Genomic DNA, 24,147 nt, shown 5'->3' with positions numbered 1-24,147 from the left:
TTTACAGCATTTTTCATTTTTTAAAGAATGTATTTTATACTAAAACTAGTGTGAGTTAACTACCTAACCAAAGAACATTACTTAAGCGAAGTTAAGACTAATTAATTTTTATATATTCAAATTCACTGACACTGATAAATTTCTACCTGGAGCACTAATTGAAGATGCAAATTCTTTATAGTGGGTATCGAAAATGTTATCTAAATTTACAAAAAAGGTAAGGGAATTATTCAATTTATAATTAGCATTAATATTAAAAATATTCCATTCTGGGTTTCCGTAATAGGAATCTGTTAAGGCATTGTATGGGGTTTGTTCCAAATTATCAATCCCTTCAATTACATTGTAATCTTCCAATCTTTTTTTGGCATTGAATCTCCAGTTTAAATTAGCTTGTAAACGTTCATTTTCGTAGCCAATTTGTAAATCTCCAAATAATGGAGGAATTGAAGATAAAGGCAACTTTGTGTCGTAAGCCTTACCTTTAGTATAGGTTAATGAACCTTTGGTTTTCCAATTATTATTAATGGTTCCTTTAAAACTAAATGTGCTTCCAACTATATAGGCATTGTCCTTATTTACATTTGCTACAACGGTTCCTTCTTCACCGTCATACATAATTGTTGATGAATTATTTACTTCAAAATAATCTCGAGTAATATAATTATTTAGTAGGGTATAATAAATATTAATTCCAGTATGAAACCTTCTATTGTTATAATATTTCAATATACTTGTTTCGAAATTGTAAGCATACTCAGGTTTTAAATGAATATTTGGAACTGTAACATTTCCAGCTTTTTCTCTAATTTTTCCAACATCATCAATATTAGGAGATCTAAATCCCGAAGAAATTACACTATTTAATTGCCAATTTGTAGTTGGTTTAAAGGCAAAACCCATTGTTGCCGTAACTGCCGCATTATTCAATGAGATATCAAAATCTGGTAGGGTTATAAAAGTATCGTCAATCCAAGTTGCTTTTAGTAAGGTTTTAATAACCCTTGCACCTGTGTTTAAAGTTATTTTTTTACTAATATCTTGTCTGTAATTTACATAAGAAGCCAAACTTGTGTAAGAACTACCACCATCAGGATATCGAGATTGAACAACAAAATCATTTGTAAAACCAACAATTGAGTTATTATATACATCCAAAGTTTTTCCATAAGCGTTTGAATTTACCTTATTATAAGTTGTTTCAAATCCATAGGATAAAATTCGGCTATCACTTTTACCTAACGGAACAAAAAAGTCTCCATTTAAACTTAGAACATCCACATGTTCATTTCTATACGAACGTTCTAAACTGGTAAATTTTCTTTGTACTCTTGATTCTTTTACATTTTGAAATGCCGCAGTTAACGTTCCATACTTCATCCACTTTTTATCTGGATTTAGTTTTAATTGTGATGAAATTAATAACCTTTTTTGAGGACCATAATACCATTCCGCAAACTTTAATTCATTACCTGAATACTCATTCAATTTATCAAACCTATTAATTTCTGATGATTCAGAATATTGAAAATTAAATGTCACATCAGTATTTTCGGAACAAGGAATTACAATTTTTTGCAGTACATCAAACTGCTCAAATCCTGTATTTTTTTGAATTAATGGATCTGTATTTACCACTGCAGTAGCATTATAATAACTGTTGGAATTATTTGAGTATTCAGATACTTTTCCCCAATCATCAAACCCATGGTTTCTATTTTCTCCCATTTTTAAATCCCCAAAACTACTACGAGAAACACTTGTAAAAGAAGCCCATTTTTCATTTCGAAGTTCTACATTACCTTCTGACGTAAACTCATTGTTAATGGTGCTAAATCTTGAGTATATTGATGCGTTAACCTCCTTTTTAGCACTTACCTTTGGAGTTTTCGTGTAATAATGAATAACACCTCCTAAAGCATCGGAACCGTAAACTACGGATGACGGCCCAAAAATGACTTCTGTTCTATCAATAATATTTGGTGAAACTGTTATGGAGTTTTGAAGGTGTCCCATTCTGTATATAGCATTATTCATTCGAACACCATCAACAACTAATAAAACCCTATTTGCTTCCATTCCTCGCAATACTGGACTTCCTCCTCCAAACTGTGATTTTTGCACTTTAACACCTGGTAAATTTGCCAATAAATCAGCCGAAGTTTGTGGTGCTAATTTCTTTATTTCAGTCATGGATGTTATTTCTACATTTTCAGCAATCCTACTTCTTCTTTCCTCTCCTTTTGAAGCTGACAACACAATTTCATCCAACATTTCAGCTCTTCTAGTTACGTAAACAACAAAATCTACAATACTTAATTCGCGTTTTAAAATTTCAAACTCTATGTATGATAAATGATTGAATGAAATAATATCAGAATCTTTAAAAATAGATAAATCTGCAATCCCATTTTTATCTGTATATAAAAAAGCATCATTACTATCGTTGTAAATTGTTACATTTTCCACAGGAAAATTTGAACCTCTTTCTAAAACTTTTACTTGTTGCGAGTTTACTTTTTTAGTAAAAAAAATGAATATAATAATTAGAAAATACCTCATAATTAGTTAAATACAGACCTTAGTACATTTAATGATTTTGGCTGTCTAAAACCATCTAAATGCAATTCGAAATATTGAATTAAAATTGATAACACTTCTTGTCTATTTTTGGCATTAAAATTAACCTCATGAATTGCATCAAAATTTATGCCTAACAGCTTTTTAAACTGAGTTAATTTTTCTCCCGACACTGTGTTTGAATTATTACTTGAAATAAATTGACCTTCTAGCATATCAAAATATGGTAAATTAACTAAATTTAACTCTGGATAAAATCCTAAATATTTTGTGAGATTTAGTAAAAATAGTAAATGAAAATTTGAAATATTAGTATGGGTATCAAACCATAAAAGCGACGCTTCTAAATACTTGAAAAGAGATTCGTTCTTTTCTTCTTCTTTTATGGAGTAATATAAAACTTCCGACAAAAATAACGCAATAGACCTTTTTTTAATATCGGAATATACGGAATGGTAAAAACTTATTACCTCTACCTCTCTTAAGCTATTTAATGATCCTTTATTGTTATGGTTTGCGGTTAACAAAAGTGGCATTAATGGTTGAAAATATGCCGATTTAATTTTTGTTTTTTTAGATTTTAAAATACCTCGTAACAAATATGATTTCACCCCTTTTTTTTCAGTATAACAAGTGGCTATTAAACTTGTATCTCCATATTTTATGGTGGTTAAAACTATTGCCTTTGTAGTTTCAATCATTTCTAATTGATAATGGCAATTTTTGTAATTGCAGTATTTTGTCTTTCACTATCTATTAGCAGCACAATGTATATTCCTGAAGCTACTTTTTTTCCTGCCAGATTTGTTTTATCCCAAATAACCTTTCCTCCAGACAATTGATCTCCTTCTTTTACATTGGTCTCATATACTAAGTTTCCTGCGGTATCTACAATTTTTAAGTTTGTTCCTTTTGGTAAGTGAGCTCCATTTCTACCATCAATTGTAATAAATTCATTATTCTTTTTCGACGGATTTGGGTATGCATAAACCTCGGTTAAAGAGTCTCCATATTGGGCTACATTGCTATTAAAGGCAACTATTCCCTTTGATGTTGCAAAATAAACTTTACCTGTTTCTTTGTCTATAACTATTTTTGTAACTGCGTTTGAAGGTAGAGGCGAATTGTCCTTATTAAAATTATGAATAGTAGTTTTTCCATCCGGACTTGTCATTAAAACACCTCCATTTGAGGTCCCAAACCATTTATTATTTGCACCATCTATAGCAATGGTATTTATCACTTGATCTCCTAATAATTTTTTTGGAATTCCGTTATCGTCTAAAATAATAATAGGCTCTGCATCAACAATTGGTTCATCTAAAATAGTTGAAGCATTATAGACTACTACTAAACCCTTTTGAGTTCCAATCCAAACTCTATTATTATCATCGGCCTGAATAGTTCTTACATTTGGATCAGGCAAAGAACCTTTGGTTGCTTCTGTAATTAACGCTCTTTTTCTTTCTCCGTTTTCATTAAAAATTAACGCTCCATTTCTTCTTGATCCAATCCAAATGTTATTTGCGTTGTCAATAATCAATTCATTTAAACCTGCCGCTGTATTAGTCATTACAGGTGTCATATTAAACTTTTTCCAAGTTCCATCTGGGCTATATTTTTTAATTCTGTTATCAACCCAAGCATTGGCTATCCATAAATTCCCATCTTTATCAAATGCTGATCCATTAATCCTTGTCAACCATTCCAACCCACTATTTAAATGTGTCCAGTGAGTAACTACCTCGTTATCTTCAACAATAATCATACCTCCACCCCAAGAACTTATGTAAACCTTATTAATATTAGTTGGATCGAAAGTAATATTTACTAAATCTCTAACATTAAAACTAGAATATGGTGTATGTATCCAATCTGTTCCATTAAAATTATCTATTCCATACCTACCTCCTCTGGGAGCGTACGCTCCGTCATGCCAACCATAAACAATCCATAGGTTATTCTCTTTTACTGCTATAGAAAAGGGTAAATTAGAAGTTGGGCCTTTTGGATGAATTTCTTCAAAATTTGGAATATTTTCTTTTGAACTTTTTAACAAACCAAATTCTTTAGTTCCCAAATACAATGTGTTTTCTTCGAAATAAGAAGCATTTATAGTTGCATAAAAAGGATGACTAGAACTAGTAACATATCTCAAATGTTCTACATTTAAATTGTTTAAAATATATACGGCTCTTGCAGTTGCAATAGCTAAAAAATCTTGTGACGATTTTATTGATTTAATGGTTTGAAAATTTTTAATTAATTGAAGCTGGCTATTTGAGAACTCGTACAATGAAACTCCTTTTGATACATAAACCTTATTGCTAAAAACTTCAATAGAAGTGAAATCACCAAATGAATGCTGTGTCCAACTATTAAAATCGATCAAATTTGGACTTAGTGCATCTGCTGTGAATATTCCATTTTCAGTTGCAGCATATATCACATTATCTTTAACTTTAATTTCATTTATTCTTATTTCCGAAGATTGATTTCCAATAAAAAAAGTATCACCAAACTGCAGTTTTTCTATATTATATTCAACTATTGCAAACGATGTTGAAATAAGTAATTTATTGCCAAACTCGGTGAAATTATTAATTCGTTTGTTACCGGAATAGTTGAAATTTACTATATCTTTAACTATGGTAATTTTATCATTTTCATCAATAATTTCAATTAAACCAGTTTCATAACCTATAATCAATTTCTTATAAGAACTGCTATAATACAAACTTGATGTTGATTCTCCCGAAAGACCATCTACAGAGGAAATCTTTTTAATTTCTCCATTTAAAAGGTTATATGTGAATAAAGCATTATCAACAATTGCATAAATTTTCTCATTAGTTTTTAGAAAATCTTTTACATTGTTATACGAATAAAAATCCTCCCAACTATTGGAATAATTAATTTGTCCCCATATACTATTACATATGAGAATAACGACTATTGTTTGAAATATTTTTTTCATAAATACTTTCAAATATATCTATTAAAAATTTAATTGAAAAAGGTTTATCCGTATAAATATTTATTCAAAAAAAAACCTTGAACATTATAATACGTTATTACAATGTTCAAGGAATAAATAAATCAACCCCAAAGACTTATTTAATGTTTTTAATGTACAAAGTCAAAACCCCTCTTGACGATAATACAATTCAAAGATACACAGTTTTTAAATATTAATAATTAAAATAAACAAATGTTATTAAAAAGTTAATAAATGGTTCGTTTATTCTTATAAATGGTAGTTTGATAATCTTAAACACATTACAAAACCTTCTATATTTTCAAAAACTTAGAGCAATGGAAACTTTATAGATACTTGAGTTCCTGTTTTATTATCTGAAGAAATGTCTTTGGTAACTATGTGTACATCCTTATTTTGGTACAACATTCTTATTCTATTTTCAGTAACCTCGGCTCCAAAAAACTTTCGTTTATTGCTCATATGAGATAGTTCTTTTGCCTTGTTAATTCCAATACCATTATCAGTTACAACACATAAAACATTTCCATTTTTTTTATTAATTGAAAGTTTAATTACCTTTTTTCCTTCTATTTTCATAATACCATGCCAAATAGCATTTTCAATAAATGGCTGTAAAAACATAGGAGGCACTTTTATAGCTTCTAGATTTAAATCTTCTTCAACTTCAACTTCAAATTCAAATCCGCCAGTTACACGCATTTGTTCTAATTTTATATATAAATCTAAAATTCTTAATTCTTCTGAAAGCGTAGATGTTGGACTAGATGAGCTATTTAATATGGCCCGTATTAATTTTGAAAATTTTGTAATAAAATCAGATGCTTTTTCTACTTCATTTTTAATTACAAAATTATTTATTGAGTTTAAAGAGTTAAATAGAAAATGTGGATTCATTTGACTTTGAAGTGCCGTCATTTTTAATTCTTCCATTTCCTTTAACTTTATTGCAAGTCTAACCTCGGCATTTTTACTCCTTTGCTCTACCCTTTTAATAGTAAAACCAATTATAATTGAAAAGATTATACATTGTAAAAATGCACCTATATATACAAAAAACATAGGTTGAACATTATTCCTTATAAAAATTTCTTTTCCTATAAAAACTTCTAAAAAACTAATATTAGCTAGTATCAAGTATATCAAAGATCCAAAAACAAAATATTTAGAAAAATTGTCTTTAATTCTTGTATAAACTACGTAATAAGAAATAATGGTAAAAATGGTTAATAGTGGTGCTACTAAAGTAAAAACCTTTATTTGAAATTCGTACCCTAAAAAAAATTGGATTATTACAAAAAATGGTGCTAATATTAAAAGTGTAATTGTTTCTATTGCAAAATAGCGATCCCATTTTATTAAATATGTTCTCGTTTCTAGTAAACTTCGAGCAAACGATACATAGGCCGCATATGCTAAAAACTGAACTGAAAAGTTTAAATAGTTGTAAATATCTTTGGAATACCCCGTAGAAATATCACCTAATAAATAAATTGTAAGAGCCAAAAGGTACAAACTATAGTATAGATATAATTTACTTTTGTTCTGGAAAAAAATTAATAGATGATAGATAAACAGAACGAATAATCCGCCTCTTATCCAAGAATACAATTCAGAATGAAAATCTAATAACATTCTTTAATCCAAATAAAGTTTTTTAAATAATTCTGCCTTTCTGTTTCTACTAATACTTGCCGTTAAACCATTTGTCATAATAAGTTCACCTCCCAACCCTTTTAAATACTCTTTCACGTGATTTAAATTAATTAAATATGAATTATGCACTCTAAAAAAGTTCGGAAACAAGAATTTTTTCTCAACCTCTTTTAAAGTTTTGGAAACCAAAATTTCTTGTTCAGACTTTAAATAAATAGTAGTATAACTTTTGTCTGATTTTAACATAACAACATCATCTTTATCTAATAAATAAACCTTTCCATCAGCAGAAATGTTTATTTTGTCACTATTGTCATTTAAATTATTTAATAAAAGTGCCAATTTATTTTCAAGTAAATCACCATTTTTAGATTTTTGAATTTTTTCCATTGAAGCCAATAATTCATCTTTATCAACAGGCTTTAGCAAATAGTCAATGGCCGAAACTTTAATAGCTTTTAAAGCAAATTCGTCATGGGCGGTTGTAAAAATTAAATTGAAATCTCTATTTTCAAGCTTTTCAATCATCGTAAAACCATCCATTTCTGGCATTTGGATATCTAAAAAAACTACATCAGGTTTAGTTTCATTAATAATATCAATTGCTTCTACTGGAGAATTACAGGTTGTAACTTCAATATTATCAATGTAATTATTCAATTTCCATTCCAAAGCTTCTAAAGCGTCTTTTTCATCATCGACTAGTAGAATTTGCAGCATAATTTCAGGGCTAATGTTCATTAATTAATTTGCAATATACAACATTTGCAATTATGGTCAAAAACTTATTCCTTTATTTCAATATTAGTATTTAATTCATTTCCAAACCCATCAAAAACAATAAGATTAAATAGTCCTTTTTGGGGTAAAATTTCAATTTCGTGAATATCTTGAGTAACCTTTAAAAATTCTTCATTTAAATACCAAAATACTTTTGTTTCAGGATTTGAATGCACCAATTTTACAACAATTGGAACCACTTCTTCCGAGAAATCTTTAGCTAAATAAAATGTTGTGTTTTTAGGTAAATTAACAAACTCCATTTTAGCTTTAGTTTCATTTAAACAATTGTTTCTATAACTTGGTAATTTAGCATAAAACGGATTGTTTTTTTCATAATAATATTCCATTAATGGCGGTAAAACAAACCAACTTTTATGCACCATATTACTTAAACTTTCACACGAAGTATTTACTTGAAATTCTTCATTTTTATCTAAATGAACCCATAAATGGTACGGACAAGGTTTGGTTTTTAAACCTGCTTGTTGCACAAAAACAGAATCTTTTTGCTCACAAATTTCACTTGCTCTATAACCGCTTTTACTACAAATTGGAATTTTTGCTAATTCATCAAAAGGTTTTTCAAACCAATTACTTTGAGGTAAATAATTAAACACATCAAACAAAATTGGTGCAGCTGTTGAAACTCCCACCAAACCTGGACGACCTTCACCATCGGCATTTCCAACCCAAATGCCAACTACATACTTTTTTGTTGCTCCAATTGCCCAAGCATCCCTAAAGCCAAAACTTGTTCCTGTTTTCCAAGCAATTTTATTGGCATCATTAAAAAACTCCCAGTTTTGTTCACTTTCTGGTCTGTTTACTTTGTTTAAACTTTCAAACGTCAAATAAGTTGATCCTGCATCAAAGATGGTTTTTTCTGTTGAAGTTTTTCCAAAATTCGGTTTAAAATCTTTTAAATACGAAGGTTCTAAAAATTCATTGGTATAATATTTTCCTTGCGCATCATCATAATGATTTACTGTTGAAGCCATTGAAGCGTAGCTTTTACTTAAATCCCATAAATTGCTTTCTGCACCACCTAAAATTAACGACAATCCATAATGATTGGCATTAAACTTAATATCCTTCAACTTTAATTCTTTTAAATAATGATGAAATCTATCCAAGCCAAAGCTTTGCAACATTCTAACTGCTGGCACATTTAACGAACGAGCCAATGCTTTACTCGCTGGCACAGCTCCACTAAATTGCTTATCAAAATTTTCGGGTTTATAACTCGCAATTTGAGTTGGAACATCAGCCACTAACGTATTTGGCAATAAATCTCCAGCGTCTAACATAGCAGCATATAAAAATGGCTTTAAAATACTTCCTGTGCTTCGTGGTTTGTTAATAATATCAACATCTTTATGATGTTTTTTTGAAGTTGGTGAATTTCCAACATATGCCAAAACTTGTCGTGTTTCAACATCTAAAACCAACACAGCAACATTGTAAATTTCATTTTTACTTAATTCGTTATAATGCGTTTTAACAATTTCATTTACGTGATGTTGCAATCCAATTTTAACGGATGTTTTTATACGTTTTCCTTTAAAATCTTTTACTCCTTTTTGCAATAAATGCGGAGCAATTTGCGGAATTCTATACGGTTTTTGAGGTAATTCTTCTTCTAAAGCTAATTCATATGTTAACTTATCTATAATTTCTTCGTCGAATAATTTCTTCAACAATCGATTTCGTTTCGCTAATAATTTTTGCTGATTTTTACCTGGATAAATTAAACTTGGTGCATTTGGTAAAACAGCCAATGTTGCACTTTCTGCCCAAGATAAATTGTTTGGAAATCGCCCAAAATAACGCCACGATGCTACATCTAACCCTACAACATTTCCTCCAAAAGGAGCATTTGATGCGTATAACGACAATATTTTTTCTTTTGAATAACGAAATTCTAATCGTGTTGCTAAAATCAGTTCTTTTAGCTTTTCAAAATAGGTTCTTTTTTGATTTTTTCGAGCCAATCTAATTACTTGCTGCGTAATGGTACTTCCTCCTCTTTTTACTTTTTTAGATTTTATATTTTCTGAAAGCGCCTTAAATATTGAAATTGGATTAAAACCGGGATGCTTGTAAAAATAAGCATCTTCAAACTGAACAATACATTGTTGAAATTTATACGGAACACTATCGTTTTGAGGAAACCTCCACTGTCCATCTTCAGCAATTTTTGCGCCTAACAATTCGCCTTCAACACTTTCAATTACTGTTGAAGTTGGATTTTTAAACAACTGTTTTGGTAACGAAAAATAATAAGCCATTAGTAAAATAACGGCTATTATAATTTTGATTTTATGTTTTATAATCCAATTCATTATAATTGTCATTCTGAACCTTTTGACTGTCGCTCAAGACAGGCTGAAGTGAAGAATCTACTTTGCGTTGTGAGATTCTTCATTTCGTTAACACTTCATTCAGAATGACATTACATTTTATATTTATTTAACTACTTCAATCCATTTACCAGTTGTACGTGTAAAATACTCATTATCATACATTGCTTCGGCTTGAACGCCGTATAAATAATAACTACCCAAATACGATGCGTTTAGCAGCACTTTAAATGTTTTAGACTTGTTCTTATTTAAATTGAAATAAAAGTTAACTCTATCGTCTCTAATATCGGTATAATTTGCATTTCCTGTGGCTGTATTTCCAAAATCTGTAAAACGTGTGTTTACAATTTCCCATCCCGAAGGGAAAATTTCAGTTAAGGCAATATCATACACATTTTCTGGTTTTAAATTGCTCACCGTAACTTCTGCAACAAACTCTGTTCCTTGAGAAAGTTTAGAAACATCAATTGTTTTTCCTTTGGAATCTTTGTACGAAACTGCAACTCCTAAACCGCGTTTTTCAGCAATTTCTTTTCCTAAAGGAAGAATTCCCGAATTCAACACATTTACAAATACTAAATTACTTTCGTTGTTAGTAATTGTTACGGAATTTGCTCCTTCAACAACTTTTAAATCGCGCTGTGCAATAGCATATTTTGTATTTACATTTTCTTGCTTTCCACTATTGATTGAATAATTCAACTTAACCGATTTTCCACCATTAACTTCAACCATTTTTGCCATAGACAGTAAACTGTATGCTGTTGTTTGCGTACTCATCCAACTTTTTGAAGACAAACGTTTTGCAATTAATTTTGCCAACTCTCTCGATTGTTTATCACCTGTTAACAACATTGTTTCCATCGCCATTGCTCTGTTTCTATCAACAGAACCATAGGTGTAATAATCGTATCGTGATGATTCAAAATTAATATTAGCAGTGTTTGCAATTTTGGTTGCTGCTTCTTTTTGTCCTGCCAAAGCATACGCAGCAGCTAAACGCCATTTTGCATTGTTAGAAATTTCACTAAACTCACGTAAACGGTTCATTGCACCTAAATCTGGATGACCAGCTAATGCCAATGTGTACAATCTATATGCTTGTGCTAAATCTGAATTATAACGTTTGTAACTTGGCCTCCAATCACGAGCTGCTTGTTTTTGGTATTTCAACCAATTATTCATAAAAGTTAATGGTAAAACATATCCTTTTTTCTCGGCTTCAATCATAAAATGACCAGCGTAACTTGTTCCCCAATCGTTGGCAGAATTTTGTCCCATCCAATAACTTAAACCTCCACTTGGAGTTTGAAAATCGCCTAAACGCTCAATTCCATTTTTAATATTATCGGTCATTTTTTGTTTTTGCTGAATAGGTAAATCAAAAATATCACCTAAATACAACTGCGGAAATACGCTTGAGGTTGTTTGCTCTACACAACCGTGCGGATAACGAATTAAATATTGCAATCTACCAGTAAAATCCATTGCCGGCAAGGTAGAAAATTCAATAGTTGCGGTATTGCTTCCTTTTATTCCAAAAGTTTCAAAATTGATAGTTTGCGTAGCGTTTGGTTCTAATTCTACTGCAATTGCTTTTGATGAAACTGGATTTGGATTCACTACATCAATTTCAACTTCGTAAGAAGATTTTTCGCCATTTCCTTGTGCAATTACTTCAATTTTTCCAATTCCTTTTGCTTCAGAAACATCTAAATTAAAGTATGCCATTTTCTCGTCAGGATTCGCAAATGTTAGTTTTTGAGTTTTCTCACCAACTACTTTAATTCCGTCAGATAATTTTAATGAAACAGTTACATTTTTCACCTTATTTTCCATTGCAAAAACAGTAACTGGCAAGGTAACTTTTTCGCCTGGACTTAATTTTCTTGGCAAAGAAGATAACACCATTAACGGTTTACGAACTGGCGTAGTTTCATCTACTTTTCCATACGCAGCATTGTTATTATCACCGGCAATAATCATAGTTCTAACCGAACCAATGTATTTTGGCAATTGAATGTTGTGCGAAGCTGTTTTTCCTTTGCCCAACACAAACGGACCAATAAAACGAACTACTGGTTTAAATCGGTTTGCTTTTTTGTTTTTTCCTCCCGCTGCATCGCCATCACCACCAACTGCAAATACTTGTTCTATACTTCCACCGTAAGCTCCAATTACATCATCAAAAATATCCCAAGTTTTTACACCTAATGCCTCTTTTGTGTAGAATGAATCCCAAATTTGAGGTGTTTTAAATCGTGTTAAATCTAACAAGCCTTCTTCAACAATTGCCACTGTGTAGGTCATTCGTTTTCCTGATTTTTCACTCACTTTTAAGGTGAATTTCTCTTCAGGTTTCAACACTTTTGGCATTTCAATTTGTGGCTCTAATCGTGTTGCTGGATCTTCAACCAATATTGGAATTACACCATACAAACGCAACGGTAAATCGTTGGCTGTTGAAGCGTGCGGTTGCAATAATGAAATATTTATAAACACATTTGGAGTCATTTCTGAAGTAATAGGAATTTCAACCGTAGTTTCTCCTTTTTGTGTTTTTTGCCAAACAGTTTGTAGTACTTCTGTTCCGTTTTCAATAGAAATTAAAGCTCTACCTTCAGTTCCAGAAGGGAATGTAATTTTAGCAGTTTCGCCAACATTGTATTTTTCTTTATCTGCTGAAAAAACTAACATTTTTGAAGCTTCAGGATCGTTTGAAGGACGTTTCCACCAATTTTTGTAGAAATAAGCAGTTCTACCTGTTGCGTGTCCGCTTTTTCTATCGATAACTCTAATTAAAAATCTTCCTCCTTTATTATCAGGAACATTAATGGTAAAGGTTCCTTTTCCTGCTGAATTTGTATTTACTTTTAATTTTTTGAATGGTTTATGGTAACGACTTCCGTTATACGAAGAAAGATTATCGTACGATGAACTCCACCACCAGCGCCATTTTATTTGGTAAACCTCTACTTCTACTCCATTTCTGGAAATTGGTTTTCCATCTTTGGTTACTGTTGCAATGTCGAACGTTACATTAGCATCAGTTTCAAAAGAACCATAACGCTTTGCTTTTGGTGATTTTAATCCAACAAACGAGCTGTACGGCGCATAATTTTTTGAAATTACATCCATTGAAAAATCTCCACCATTTTCAAACGCTTTGGTTAAAAATGCAACTTTTAGCATTCCAGGAGCTTTTCCTTTTAAATTTACTTTTTTGTTGATAGTTGCATTTCCTGAAGCATCTAATTTACTATCGAAAACGGCAACTTCTTCCCCATTAAAAGTACGAGTAGGATCGTTAAAAATATATCCTGGGAACTGTTTTGAAAACGCACTTGAATTATTACTAAATTTTGCCTTAACCTCGGTTTTTATACTTTTTGCAGGTGCACCGTGCAACCAATTTATTTGTAAATTACCAGCAATTGGTTTGGTGTTTGAAAGTACTTCATCATCAAAATCTATCTTAATTTTTAATCGGTTAGGTTTAACGGTTTCAACCTTTAACGACTTGTAAAACTTTGCACCACCAACACTAATATTTGCATTCCAATTTCCTGTTGGATCACTGTCGGAAGTTGGTATTGAAAACTTATAAAAACCATTTACATTGTTTACTGTAACTTGCTTGTTAGTTAGTTTTCCACGCGCATCGGTAACTTCTAATTTTACAGGATGAGATTTTGGTAACGGATTCGCATTGTCGTTCAACACAAAAGTTAAATGAATAGAATCTCCAGGACGCCAAACGCCACGTTCACCATAAATAAAGCCTTTTAAACCTTTCTGTAATTTTTTACCTGAAACATTAAATTTACTTAACGATAATGAATGTCCATCGTCTAATTTTAGATACGTTTTGTGCTTTTTATCTGAAATAATAGCGAAGTAAGCATTTTTATCAACGTCCATTCCTGTAATACCTTGGTTGTCGGTTACTGAACTCGCAATTTCTTGTTGTTGGTAATTGTAAATAGTAACCTTTGCACCTGAAACCGGATTAGTTGTTAAAATATCTGTTACAGCAAAAAAGTACGATTTGTTAGCTCCTTTTTTAGCAATTACACCCAAATTTGAAGCTAAAATATTTGCTGAAACAATACGATCATTATTATCGTAATATGCTTTTTTACAAGGATTACTTCTGTCTTCCCAATTGTAATAATTATTGCTATAACTGTAAATTAAATTATCCCAATATTGTTCTTCACGCTCATCTAAATCGGCTGCTTGTTGTGTTGTGTATTCGTGCTCGTTGTAATAATATTCATCTTCGTAATAATCATCGTAACCATCTTCTTCATTAGTTACTACATCGCTATCGCTACATTTGTACAACGAATATTCCTGCTTTATGCTTAATTCAATTCTATAAATTGCTCCAGGATCAGCTTTTATCATTTTTGATAAATCCAACGCATAAGCTTTCCATTTACCGTTGTTATCCAATTCGTTTTTAACTAACGTAACTGTTTTTTTAGCAACTCTACGCCCTACTCTTCTAATGTTGTATCGGTTGGTATTTCCTAACTCGTTAGATTGTAAAAATTGTAATACATTGTCTTCAAAAATTTTGATAACTCTAACATCAACAGCTTTTAAATTAACGGCTTCAAAATTAAATTTTAAATCGTTAGAACTTGGTAAAATAACACCGCTAGACAATAATCTAACCTCTGGTTTTACTTGTTGAAATGCTACGTTTTCGGAAAAAGCATTCTTCAATTTATAACCATCGGTACTTTTAATTCCTTGGAAAACATCTACTAAAACATTGCCAACAATTCGTGTATTTGGATATACTTTTAACACGTTTCCATCCACTACATATTTTAAGTTATTCGCATTTTTTATAGCAATTAAACCTTTAAAATTTTGTTGTTTTTTTAGCGGATCAGAAAAGTTAATATTTAAGTGTTGCTCTGGAGATTGAAATACTTCAATATTTACAATAGAGAAATTATTTTTACCAGGTATTTTCAACTCGTTTTTACCATCATTATCTACATTAATTGCGCTACCATTCCAAGAAACTAATATTTTGGAATCGTCTTCAAAACGTTGAATACTATCAATTATAAAATTGAAGTTTGTACTAATTGAATCGGCATTTTTCCAATTTATTTTAAGCTTTTTATTGTTTTGCTCTGCTGAAATTATTTTTTGAGCATCTTCTAAATTTAAAATATCAGCAGTTTTAATTACACCTTCAACATACTGCCATTCTTTATTATACGATTGCAAATTGTTAGTGGTGATGCTAAAATTCTGCTCTATGGTTTTAAATTTAAATGTGTACGATTTGTATTCCGAAGGAACATTTGCATACATTTTACCCAACTTTACGGTAACCGTATATTCCTTATTAGGTTGTAATTTTTCAGAAGGTTGAAACAATAAACTACGCGTATTTAATGCTGAAAGTTTACCTTTAACACTTGGTGAAATATCAAAAATATTTTCAGAAATTTCTTCATTAGAAACCCAACCTTCAACTTCTTTGGCTAAATCAACTCTAATTGGTTCGGCCACCGAAACCACACCCGAAGTTGTGTAGTTTATGTACTCTTTAAACTTGAATAAATTATTGGTTGATTCTTGTGGTTTTTCATCTTTACAAGCAACAATCGCAATACTAAAAAGTAAAGCGAAAATGATTTTTTGAAATCTCATTTTGGGTTATTTTATGTGTTTAGCAAAATTTTGAATGAAGGTACTAAAAAATTAAAAGTACTTAACCTAAAAACCGTTTAAAACTTTCTTATTTTTTTATAGGTAAAACATAAAAGAAAACTGCAATAAAATGAGCAAAACTTCCAAGCAAAACAAAAATGTGAAAAATTGCGTGGTTGTATTTAATGCTTTTAATACTATACAAAACAGCACCAATTGTGTAAGCCAATCCTCCGCCTAACAACCACATTAAACCTTCTATAGGTAAATTATTAACGAGTGGTTTTATAGCAAAAACAATTAACCAACCCATAAGTACATAAGCTATAGTAGAAATTTTATCGAACCTACCTGTATAAAATAATTTTAAAATTATACCAAGTATGGCTAATCCCCATGAAACACCAAAGATTGTCCAACCAACCCAACCTTTTAAAACCACCAATGTAAAAGGCGTATAAGTACCAGCGATTAAAACATAAATGGCAGCATGGTCGAAAATATTAAGTTTATAACGAATTTCAGGATCTTTTGAATAATGATAAAAAGTTGAAGCTGAATATAATACAATTAAACTAGCTCCATAAATACTAAAACTCACAATGTGTCGAGCACTTCCATAAATACTAGAATAAACAACTAATAAAATCAATGCAATAATACTTAAAACCAATCCTAATGCATGAGAATATACATTTAGTTTTTCTTCTTTTGGGTTGTAATATGTAACTTTCTTTTCTCTCATTTTTATGAAAACGAAAATTTGAAGAATTAAGTATTTTTTGAATCAGAAATCAACTCATTATAAATAACTGTAAAAGTACCATTTTTTAAAGTTTCACAATCTTTCAGAGTGTACCCATTAGTATATAAAAATTTATGAGTTTTCGTTCGCAATGTTCCTGGTTTTCCACTAAAAAATGTGTAAGAAAATCGTTTTTTACAATCGTACATTGTAATTGGAACTATTGGTATTTGAAACTCAATGGCCAATCGAAAAGCTCCATTTTTAAAATCGGCTAAAACTACACTTTCGTCGTCCGGAACCAATCCTTCCGGAAAAATACAAACATCTAACCCATCACTTAACCTTCTTCTCGCTTCATCAAAAACAGCTTTTCTGCTCTTTGAATCACTTCTATCGACAATAATACATGTACGTTTATAAAAATATCCAAAAATTGGGATTTTAGTTAATTCCTTTTTTCCAACAAAAACAAATGGGTTTTTAGCTATTGAAAGCATAAGCATTACATCAATCATAGAAGTATGATTTGGACAAAACATATAACTTTTAGTATCATCCAAATGTTCTTCTTCAATTAAATTAACTTTAAAGCCCATTACAAAAAGTATGGTGTTTGCCCAAGCTTGGGCAATTTTAAAAAAAACCGGATATAATTTTTCAGTAGATGTAACTATTAATAAAATTGGAAATATTAGAATAATAGGAAATAACACCCAACAATAAAACCAGCATCTCCAAAATATGTAAAAAATCCCTTTAAATATTTTCATGAAAATCAAAATTAAAGATTTAATCGAATAAATCATTGAATTTTATTAATTTGATCAATTATTAATATTAAACTTTATTTTATGTTATACTCTATTTTAATTGGAGGAATTGCTGGTTGGTTAGCTGGAAAACTAATGAAAGGTGGCGGCTACGGAATTTTTAAAAATATTATTCTTGGGATTATTGGAGGAATTTTAGGTGGATGGCTATTTGGCGTTGCGGGAATACATATTCTTAATGGCTGGTTAGGTGATTTATTTGAAGGTGTTATTGGAGCAATTATAATTATGGCTGTTGTGGCCGCCATAAAGAAAAAATAAAATTTCAAAAATTATTTTAAAGCGGCATTTTGTCGCTTTTTTTATGCAATTGAAATATGTACTTTTGCAGCTAAGAAAATTAGAACATAAATGTCAAGAATTTTAACAGGAGTACAAAGTACAGGAACACCTCATTTAGGAAATTTATTGGGTGCAATTATACCTGCAATTAAAATGGCGAACGATCCAAAAAACGAATCGTTTTTATTTATTGCCGATATGCACTCACTTACACAAATTAAAAACGGCGAAGAATTACGCCAAAACACCTATAGTACAGCTGCAACCTGGCTGGCTTGTGGCTTAGATGTAGAAAAAACTGTTTTTTATAGACAAAGTGATATTCCAGAAACTACCGAACTAACTTGGTATTTAAGCTGCTTTTTCCCATACCAACGTTTAACATTGGCACACAGCTTTAAAGATAAATCTAATAGGTTAGAAGATGTAAATGCGGGATTATTTGGATATCCAATGTTAATGGCTGCAGATATATTATTATATGATGCTGAAGTTGTTCCTGTTGGAAAAGATCAATTACAACATTTAGAAATTACACGCGATGTTGCAAATAGATTCAACCATCAAATGGGTGACACTTTAGTTCCGCCAGAAGCAAAAATTCAGGATGGAACTATGTGGGTTCCAGGAACTGATGGTGGAAAAATGAGTAAGTCAAGTGGAAATATTATCAATATATTTTTACCAGACAAGCAACTTCGTAAACAAATTATGAAGATTAAAACGGATTCTACTCCGTTAGAAGAACCTAAAAACCCAGATACTTGTAACTTATTTGCTTTGTACAAATTATTAGCTTCAGAAGAACAAATTGCTGAAATGAGAGCTAATTACGAAGGTGGAAATTATGGCTACGGACACGCTAAACAAGCTTTTTATGAATTATTAATTGATACGTTTTCAGAAGAAAGAGCTCGCTATAATTATTATATGGAAAACTTGAGCGAAATTGATAAAGCCCTTTCAATTGGAGCAAAAAAAGCAAAAATTGTTGCTGCAGATGTTTTACAACGTGTTAGAGCAAAAATAGGTTACTAAATTTAGAAAATAAATGTCATTCTGAATGAAGTGATACGAAATGTAGAATCTTTTTGTTTGGAATGTGAGATTATTCTCTATTGTTCAGGCTGAGAAATACTTCGTATAAATAAAATTATGGAAACTTTAAATACAAAACAAAGACTCTTTAATGTAGATGCATTAAGAGGCTTTGCTTTGGTTTCTATAATGCTTTTACATAATTTAGAACACTTCGATTTCTTTTTTAAACCCAAAAACTTACCAAGTTGGATGGTTGAACTAGATCAAACAATTTGGGATAGTACCTTTTTTCTATTTGCCGGAAAATCTTATGCTATGTTTGCCTTTTTATTTGGAGTAACCTTCTTTATTCAAATGAACAATCAAGCAAAAAGAGGCAATGATTTTAGACCTCGATTTGTTTGGAGGTTGTTATTACTTTTTATTTTTGGAACTATAAATTCAGCTTTTTATCAAGGAGATATATTAACGCTTTATGCATTTGTAGGTTTGTTTTTAATTCCATTTGCTAAACTCAATTCTAAAACAGTTTTAATTGTTGCTTTTATATTATTTCTTCAACCTTTTGAAATAGGAAGGCTTGTTTATTATTTTCAGCACCCAACCATAGAAGTTGGTAATCCTGAATCTTGGACTTACTTTGGTAAATTGAAGGAATATATTCCTGGAGATTCATTATTAGAAACCATAAAAGGAAACCTAACGAATGGTAAAAAAGCTGTTTGGATTTGGAGTTGGGAAAATGGAAGATTCCCTCATTTACTTTGCTTATTTATGCTTGGAATGGTAGCTGCTAGAAAAAATTTATTTGTTCAAAATTCCCAAAATAAGCGACTTTGGCTGAAGGTTTTTATTATTTCAATAATTTTATTTATTCCATTGTTTTACATTCAAAAAAACTTAATTGGAACAATTGAAAGCAAAGCAATAAAAATGACTGCAAAAGCAATGGAAAAATCGTGGACCAACTTTGCCTTTACTTTTGTCTTGTTGTCTGGTTTTTTATTATTGTATTTTTCAAAATTTTGGCAAAAAGCATTAAATGTTTTTTCCCCAATGGGAAAAATGAGTTTATCTAATTACATACTTCAAACTGTAATTGGAACAACACTTTATTACGGATTTGGTTTTGGATTATACAAATATACTGGTGCAACTTATAGCTTCTTAATTGGAATTATTTGCTCAATACTACTAATATTATTTAGTAAATGGTGGATGAAAAACCATAACCGTGGTCCATTAGAACAAATTTGGCATAATTTAACGTGGCTAAACTCAAAATAGCTGATTTAACAGCTATTTAGTGTTTCTTTTTGTACTTACGTCCATACCAAAGTAAAACTCCTGTTACAGGCAAACTTGCAGTAATTAAGCTAATTATAAACGCAATTATTTTACCTGCAATTCCACCAATGGCTCCAACATGAATATCATAATTCATACGAATTATTTTATCAGCAAACTTAGCATCTTTATATTTTCCAAAAATAGCTTTTGATTCAATTTCTTCTAATGTATGTTGATCAAAAAATCTATAATCAGAATTGTAGTACAAACCTTCACTATTAGAAACCTCAACATAAATACTTGCCTCCTCAGTTTCAGGATAATGTAGTTCAAAACTTTTAGCTTCTGGAGATTCCTTTTGTAGTTTTACAATTAAATGATCTATTGGCAAGGTTTTACTGTCTATTTTTGGTTCTTTATTTCTATTATCTGGAATAATAAAGGCAGGTATTTTATCTCCTCCGGTTGAAACATATACCACATATTTTAGCCAATTATATGATATCATTGCACCTGTAAATGCTGCTATTAAAGCAAAAGTACATACATAAAATCCAACTACGGTATGCAAATCGAAGTTTTTTCGTTTCCATTTTGTAGTAGATCTCCAATCAAACTTTAATCGTTGTTTTAAGTTTTTTCGCTTTTTCGGAATCCATAAAATAAAGCCCGAAATTATAATTAAAATAAAAGTAAGTATTGATGCTCCCACAACTTGTTCTCCAATATCTTTTGGTAACCACAAACGCATATGACCTTTTAAAATAAAAGCAAAAAAACCACTTAAGTGGTTATCTATTTGAATAACTTCACCTGAATAAGGGTTTAAAAATATACTTTGGTAAAACTCTGGTTTGGCATCATAAAAAATGACTTCAATAGCATCATCTGCTTTTTTAAAAATTGTTCCGTGAACTGTGTTGTTTGGAAAAATTTCTTCAGCAATAGTTTTTACCTCTGATGGAGTTAAAATTGCTATGTTTTGTGGTTCAACTTTTTTGTATTGATTGTATGTGCTTTCAATTTCATCTCTAAATGCCCAACAACAACCAGTTATTGATACTATAAATACAACAACACCTGTAAATAAACCAAGGATTTTATGAATTGAAAGAATGGTTTTTCTATATTTCATCTGAAAAAAAATAAAGAAAAAAGGCAACTATAATAGTTACCTTTTTTCAATTAATATATCTAAAACTTATAGTCTAACGTAGCAATAAATGCTCTTGTTTGTTGTGGTGTTACAGTACTCCATCCAGAATAGTATTTTTTATCGCTTAAATTATTACCTTTTACACTAATTCTAAACTTACTAGTTTCATAATATATAGAAGCATTAAAAACGGTATATGCGGGTAAATCAAAACCTCCAGAATTTGTATAATCACTCATAGTATTATAACTGCTTGCTCCGTTAAAACCAGCTCCAAAACCAAGGTTTTTAGCAAAACCTTCTGTAACTTTATAATCTCCCCAAAAATTATATAAAATGTCTGATCCAGATTCTGCCGGTCTTAAACCAATTAAATCTAGTCTAGAAGCAGATTTAGTTACTTCAGAATTATTATAACTAAAACCTCCTCTAAGATTAAGACCTTTTATTGGACTTGCGTTTAACTCCAATTCAACACCATTGCTATTTACGGTTGCATCTTGTTGTTTTGAAGCTCCAAAACCCATTATTTTATCTTTAACTTCAATGTCATAATAATTTAAAGTAGCCTCTAATCTATTATTAAAAAGGTTTGTTTTAACTCCAAATTCTAGCTGATTTGCACGTTCCAAATCATAAGATTGTAAAACTGTTCCGGCTGAAGGATCGCTTAAATCAACAGGAACTAATTCTGGGTTTACATATGAGAAACTATTTTGGTAATTACCGAAAATTGAAAGCTTATTTACAATTGGTTGATAAACCACACCAAATTTAGGAGACCAGGTTGATTCGTTAAACGCTTGCAAATCATCTGAAGGGTCGTTTATATCTCCATCATACTTAAATCTGTCAAAACGAATACTCGCCATTGCAGATAATTGAGGTGTTATTTTTGCAACATTTGATGCGTAAGCCCCAAAAACATTTTGTTTTGTTTCGATATTTGAATTACCAATACCTGTAAGTATTGTATTTAAATTTGCTGCTGAAATTTCTGGCTCTCCATAAATAAGATCTCCTTGCGCATTAACAGTATGTAAATAACCCCAATTAGAACCTTTATCAATAATTGATGTTTTTAAATAATCAAAACCAACTAATAATTTGTTTTGTAAATCCCCAATTTTAAATTCTCCTACAAAATTTTGCTGAAGATTAAGCGTTTTTGTTTTAGCATCAGTTTTTTGAGCATACAATGCAAAATTTGGTGTACCAGCAGGGTTTGCAGCATCGGTCCAATCTGCAGCATTCCATAAATACGTATAAAATCCATTTGATTTTGCTGTACCACCTGCAATAATAGTTTGTGAAGACCAATTGTCTGAAAGTTTATATGCAATTTCTCCTCTAAAATTTTGCGTAGGATTTTCAATTATTACATCATTATTTGTAAGAGATTTATTAGTATTATAATTCAATTCTTCAATTGTATTGAATACTAATGGCGCAGACCTGTTTAAAAATAAAAAGGTTTGATTTGTTTGCTCGTTGTTTGAAGTTTCATACGATAAATTAAAGGTTAAATTATTATTTACCTTATAAGTAAGTGATGGCGCAATAAAAACAGATTTTTTATATCCATAATCTTGAAAACTATCTTCTTCTTGATATCCTGTGTTTAAACGAAATGATATGTTTTCTTTATTACTTAAATTAATATCGGCATTTAGTTTTCTGAAACCAAAGGAACCTCCGGCAACAGTAACACTTCCTCCAAAACTATTATATGGTTTTTTAGTAACTATGTTAATTAAACCACCGTAAGAAGTTAGCGTACTACCAAACAATGTTGCTGAAGGACCTTTAATAACCTCAACACGCTCAACGTTTGATGGGTTTATAAATCCATTTGTAATTCCTGAAACTCCGTTTACCAATTGTGGTTGCACAGAAAATCCACGAATACTGTAATAACCAGCTCCATCTCCACTTCTACCGGTAGAAGACCATAATTTATCTACACCAACGGCATTTTTTAAAGCATCTTCAAAGCTATTGACTGACTGTGATACTAATAATTGATTTGTAATGGTGCTATAAACTTGAGAATTTTCAATATTTTTAAGTGGCATTTTAGCCACATAAGCACTTTGCTTTCTAGAAAACTTATTAATTCTTGTGCTTTCTATTACAACTTCATTTAAAATTTCATTTCCTTCATAAAGTTTAATTGTTTCTAAATTTATTGAATTGTTATTTGAAATAGAAATTGCTATTTCTCTTGTTTTATAACCAAGATTATAAATTGATAAAATATAATCTCCATCTTTTAGATTTGCTATTTCAAAATACCCTTCTTTGTTAGAAAGTGTTCCTTTTGCCGTGTTTTTTAATATAATATTTACATCATACAATGGATTATTATTGTTGTTGGTTATTGTACCTTTTACGCTTCCTTTTTGAGAAAAAGCAATGGTTGAAATCGTTAAAAATAGTAGTGTTAATAGTTGTTTGTTCATCTTATTTTTATTTAGACTAATTATAAATAAGGGGCAAATATAGAATAGTATATTAAAATAAAAAAGCTTATTTAGAATTATTTTAAATAAGCTGATAAATGTCAGTATTTGTCTTTAAGCGATAATTCAGTTAGAAAAAAAACTAGGATAATCTTATAAAGTACTGTATAACATAACTTTACAATATTTAGAGTCATATTAAATATAGCAATAAGGATAGAACGCACGTTTAAGCTCTTTTAAAGTCGTTTTTCAACTAAAAAAGCGAGTAGTGAC

14 protein-coding genes are annotated in these 24,147 nt (G+C 30.5%); 3 read left to right on the top strand and 11 right to left on the bottom strand.

Annotation, left to right across the window (positions count from 1 at the left end; all coding sequences use genetic code 11):
* Window positions 1–108 precede the first annotated feature (108 nt).
* From Q0776_RS03230 to Q0776_RS03190, 9 genes are all read right to left on the bottom strand, one after another.
* On the bottom strand, window positions 109–2,469 hold the full coding sequence (locus tag Q0776_RS03230; protein WP_298364979.1) for a TonB-dependent receptor: 2,361 nt from the start codon (window positions 2,467–2,469) through the stop codon (window positions 109–111).
* 95 nt (window positions 2,470–2,564) lie between these two features.
* Complete coding sequence (recO, locus tag Q0776_RS03225) at window positions 2,565–3,281, bottom strand: DNA repair protein RecO (protein WP_298364977.1); 717 nt, start codon at window positions 3,279–3,281, stop codon at window positions 2,565–2,567.
* 2 nt (window positions 3,282–3,283) lie between these two features.
* Complete coding sequence (locus Q0776_RS03220; RefSeq protein ID WP_298364975.1) at window positions 3,284–5,557, bottom strand: two-component regulator propeller domain-containing protein; 2,274 nt, start codon at window positions 5,555–5,557, stop codon at window positions 3,284–3,286.
* Window positions 5,558–5,887: 330 nt separating this feature from the next.
* A complete protein-coding gene (locus Q0776_RS03215; RefSeq protein ID WP_298364973.1) occupies window positions 5,888–7,213 on the bottom strand; it encodes a histidine kinase in 1,326 nt (441 codons plus the stop codon).
* A 3-nt stretch (window positions 7,214–7,216) separates the two neighbouring features.
* Window positions 7,217–7,975: a LytTR family DNA-binding domain-containing protein gene (locus Q0776_RS03210; RefSeq protein ID WP_298364970.1), complete on the bottom strand. Its 759-nt coding sequence runs from the start codon at window positions 7,973–7,975 to the stop codon at window positions 7,217–7,219.
* Window positions 7,976–8,019: 44 nt separating this feature from the next.
* The gene (gene pbpC, locus Q0776_RS03205; protein ID WP_298364967.1) at window positions 8,020–10,371 is read right to left on the bottom strand and encodes a penicillin-binding protein 1C; all 2,352 of its coding nucleotides are present in this window, start codon (window positions 10,369–10,371) and stop codon (window positions 8,020–8,022) included.
* Window positions 10,372–10,482: 111 nt separating this feature from the next.
* Window positions 10,483–16,062, bottom strand: a complete 5,580-nt coding sequence (locus Q0776_RS03200; RefSeq protein ID WP_298364965.1) for an MG2 domain-containing protein — start codon at window positions 16,060–16,062, stop codon at window positions 10,483–10,485.
* Window positions 16,063–16,150: 88 nt separating this feature from the next.
* A complete protein-coding gene (locus Q0776_RS03195) occupies window positions 16,151–16,807 on the bottom strand; it encodes a hemolysin III family protein (RefSeq protein WP_298364962.1) in 657 nt (218 codons plus the stop codon).
* A gap of 26 nt (window positions 16,808–16,833) precedes the next feature.
* A complete protein-coding gene (locus Q0776_RS03190; protein ID WP_298364960.1) occupies window positions 16,834–17,580 on the bottom strand; it encodes a lysophospholipid acyltransferase family protein in 747 nt (248 codons plus the stop codon).
* An 81-nt stretch (window positions 17,581–17,661) separates the two neighbouring features.
* Between Q0776_RS03190 and Q0776_RS03185 the strand changes: the two genes are divergently transcribed.
* The 3 genes from Q0776_RS03185 to Q0776_RS03175 all read left to right on the top strand — a co-directional run bounded on the left by Q0776_RS03185 (window position 17,662) and on the right by Q0776_RS03175 (window position 20,250).
* A complete protein-coding gene (locus tag Q0776_RS03185; protein ID WP_298364958.1) occupies window positions 17,662–17,901 on the top strand; it encodes a GlsB/YeaQ/YmgE family stress response membrane protein in 240 nt (79 codons plus the stop codon).
* A gap of 90 nt (window positions 17,902–17,991) precedes the next feature.
* Window positions 17,992–18,960: a tryptophan--tRNA ligase gene (trpS, locus tag Q0776_RS03180; RefSeq protein ID WP_298364956.1), complete on the top strand. Its 969-nt coding sequence runs from the start codon at window positions 17,992–17,994 to the stop codon at window positions 18,958–18,960.
* Window positions 18,961–19,077: 117 nt separating this feature from the next.
* Window positions 19,078–20,250: a DUF418 domain-containing protein gene (locus Q0776_RS03175; RefSeq protein WP_298364954.1), complete on the top strand. Its 1,173-nt coding sequence runs from the start codon at window positions 19,078–19,080 to the stop codon at window positions 20,248–20,250.
* Window positions 20,251–20,266: 16 nt separating this feature from the next.
* Here Q0776_RS03175 and Q0776_RS03170 read toward each other — a convergent pair whose 3' ends face one another.
* A complete protein-coding gene (locus Q0776_RS03170; protein WP_298364952.1) occupies window positions 20,267–21,388 on the bottom strand; it encodes a PepSY-associated TM helix domain-containing protein in 1,122 nt (373 codons plus the stop codon).
* Window positions 21,389–21,447: 59 nt separating this feature from the next.
* Entirely contained in the window at window positions 21,448–23,871 is a 2,424-nt protein-coding gene (locus Q0776_RS03165) for a TonB-dependent receptor (protein WP_298364951.1), read from the bottom strand.
* Window positions 23,872–24,147: the final 276 nt, after the last annotated feature.

The sequence above is a fragment of the uncultured Lutibacter sp. genome (genome assembly GCF_947495725.1).
Taxonomy (GTDB): Bacteria; Bacteroidota; Bacteroidia; order Flavobacteriales; family Flavobacteriaceae; genus Lutibacter.
The sequence above is the reverse complement of the archived record's forward strand: the minus strand, read 5'-3'. Positions and strand labels throughout refer to the sequence as shown.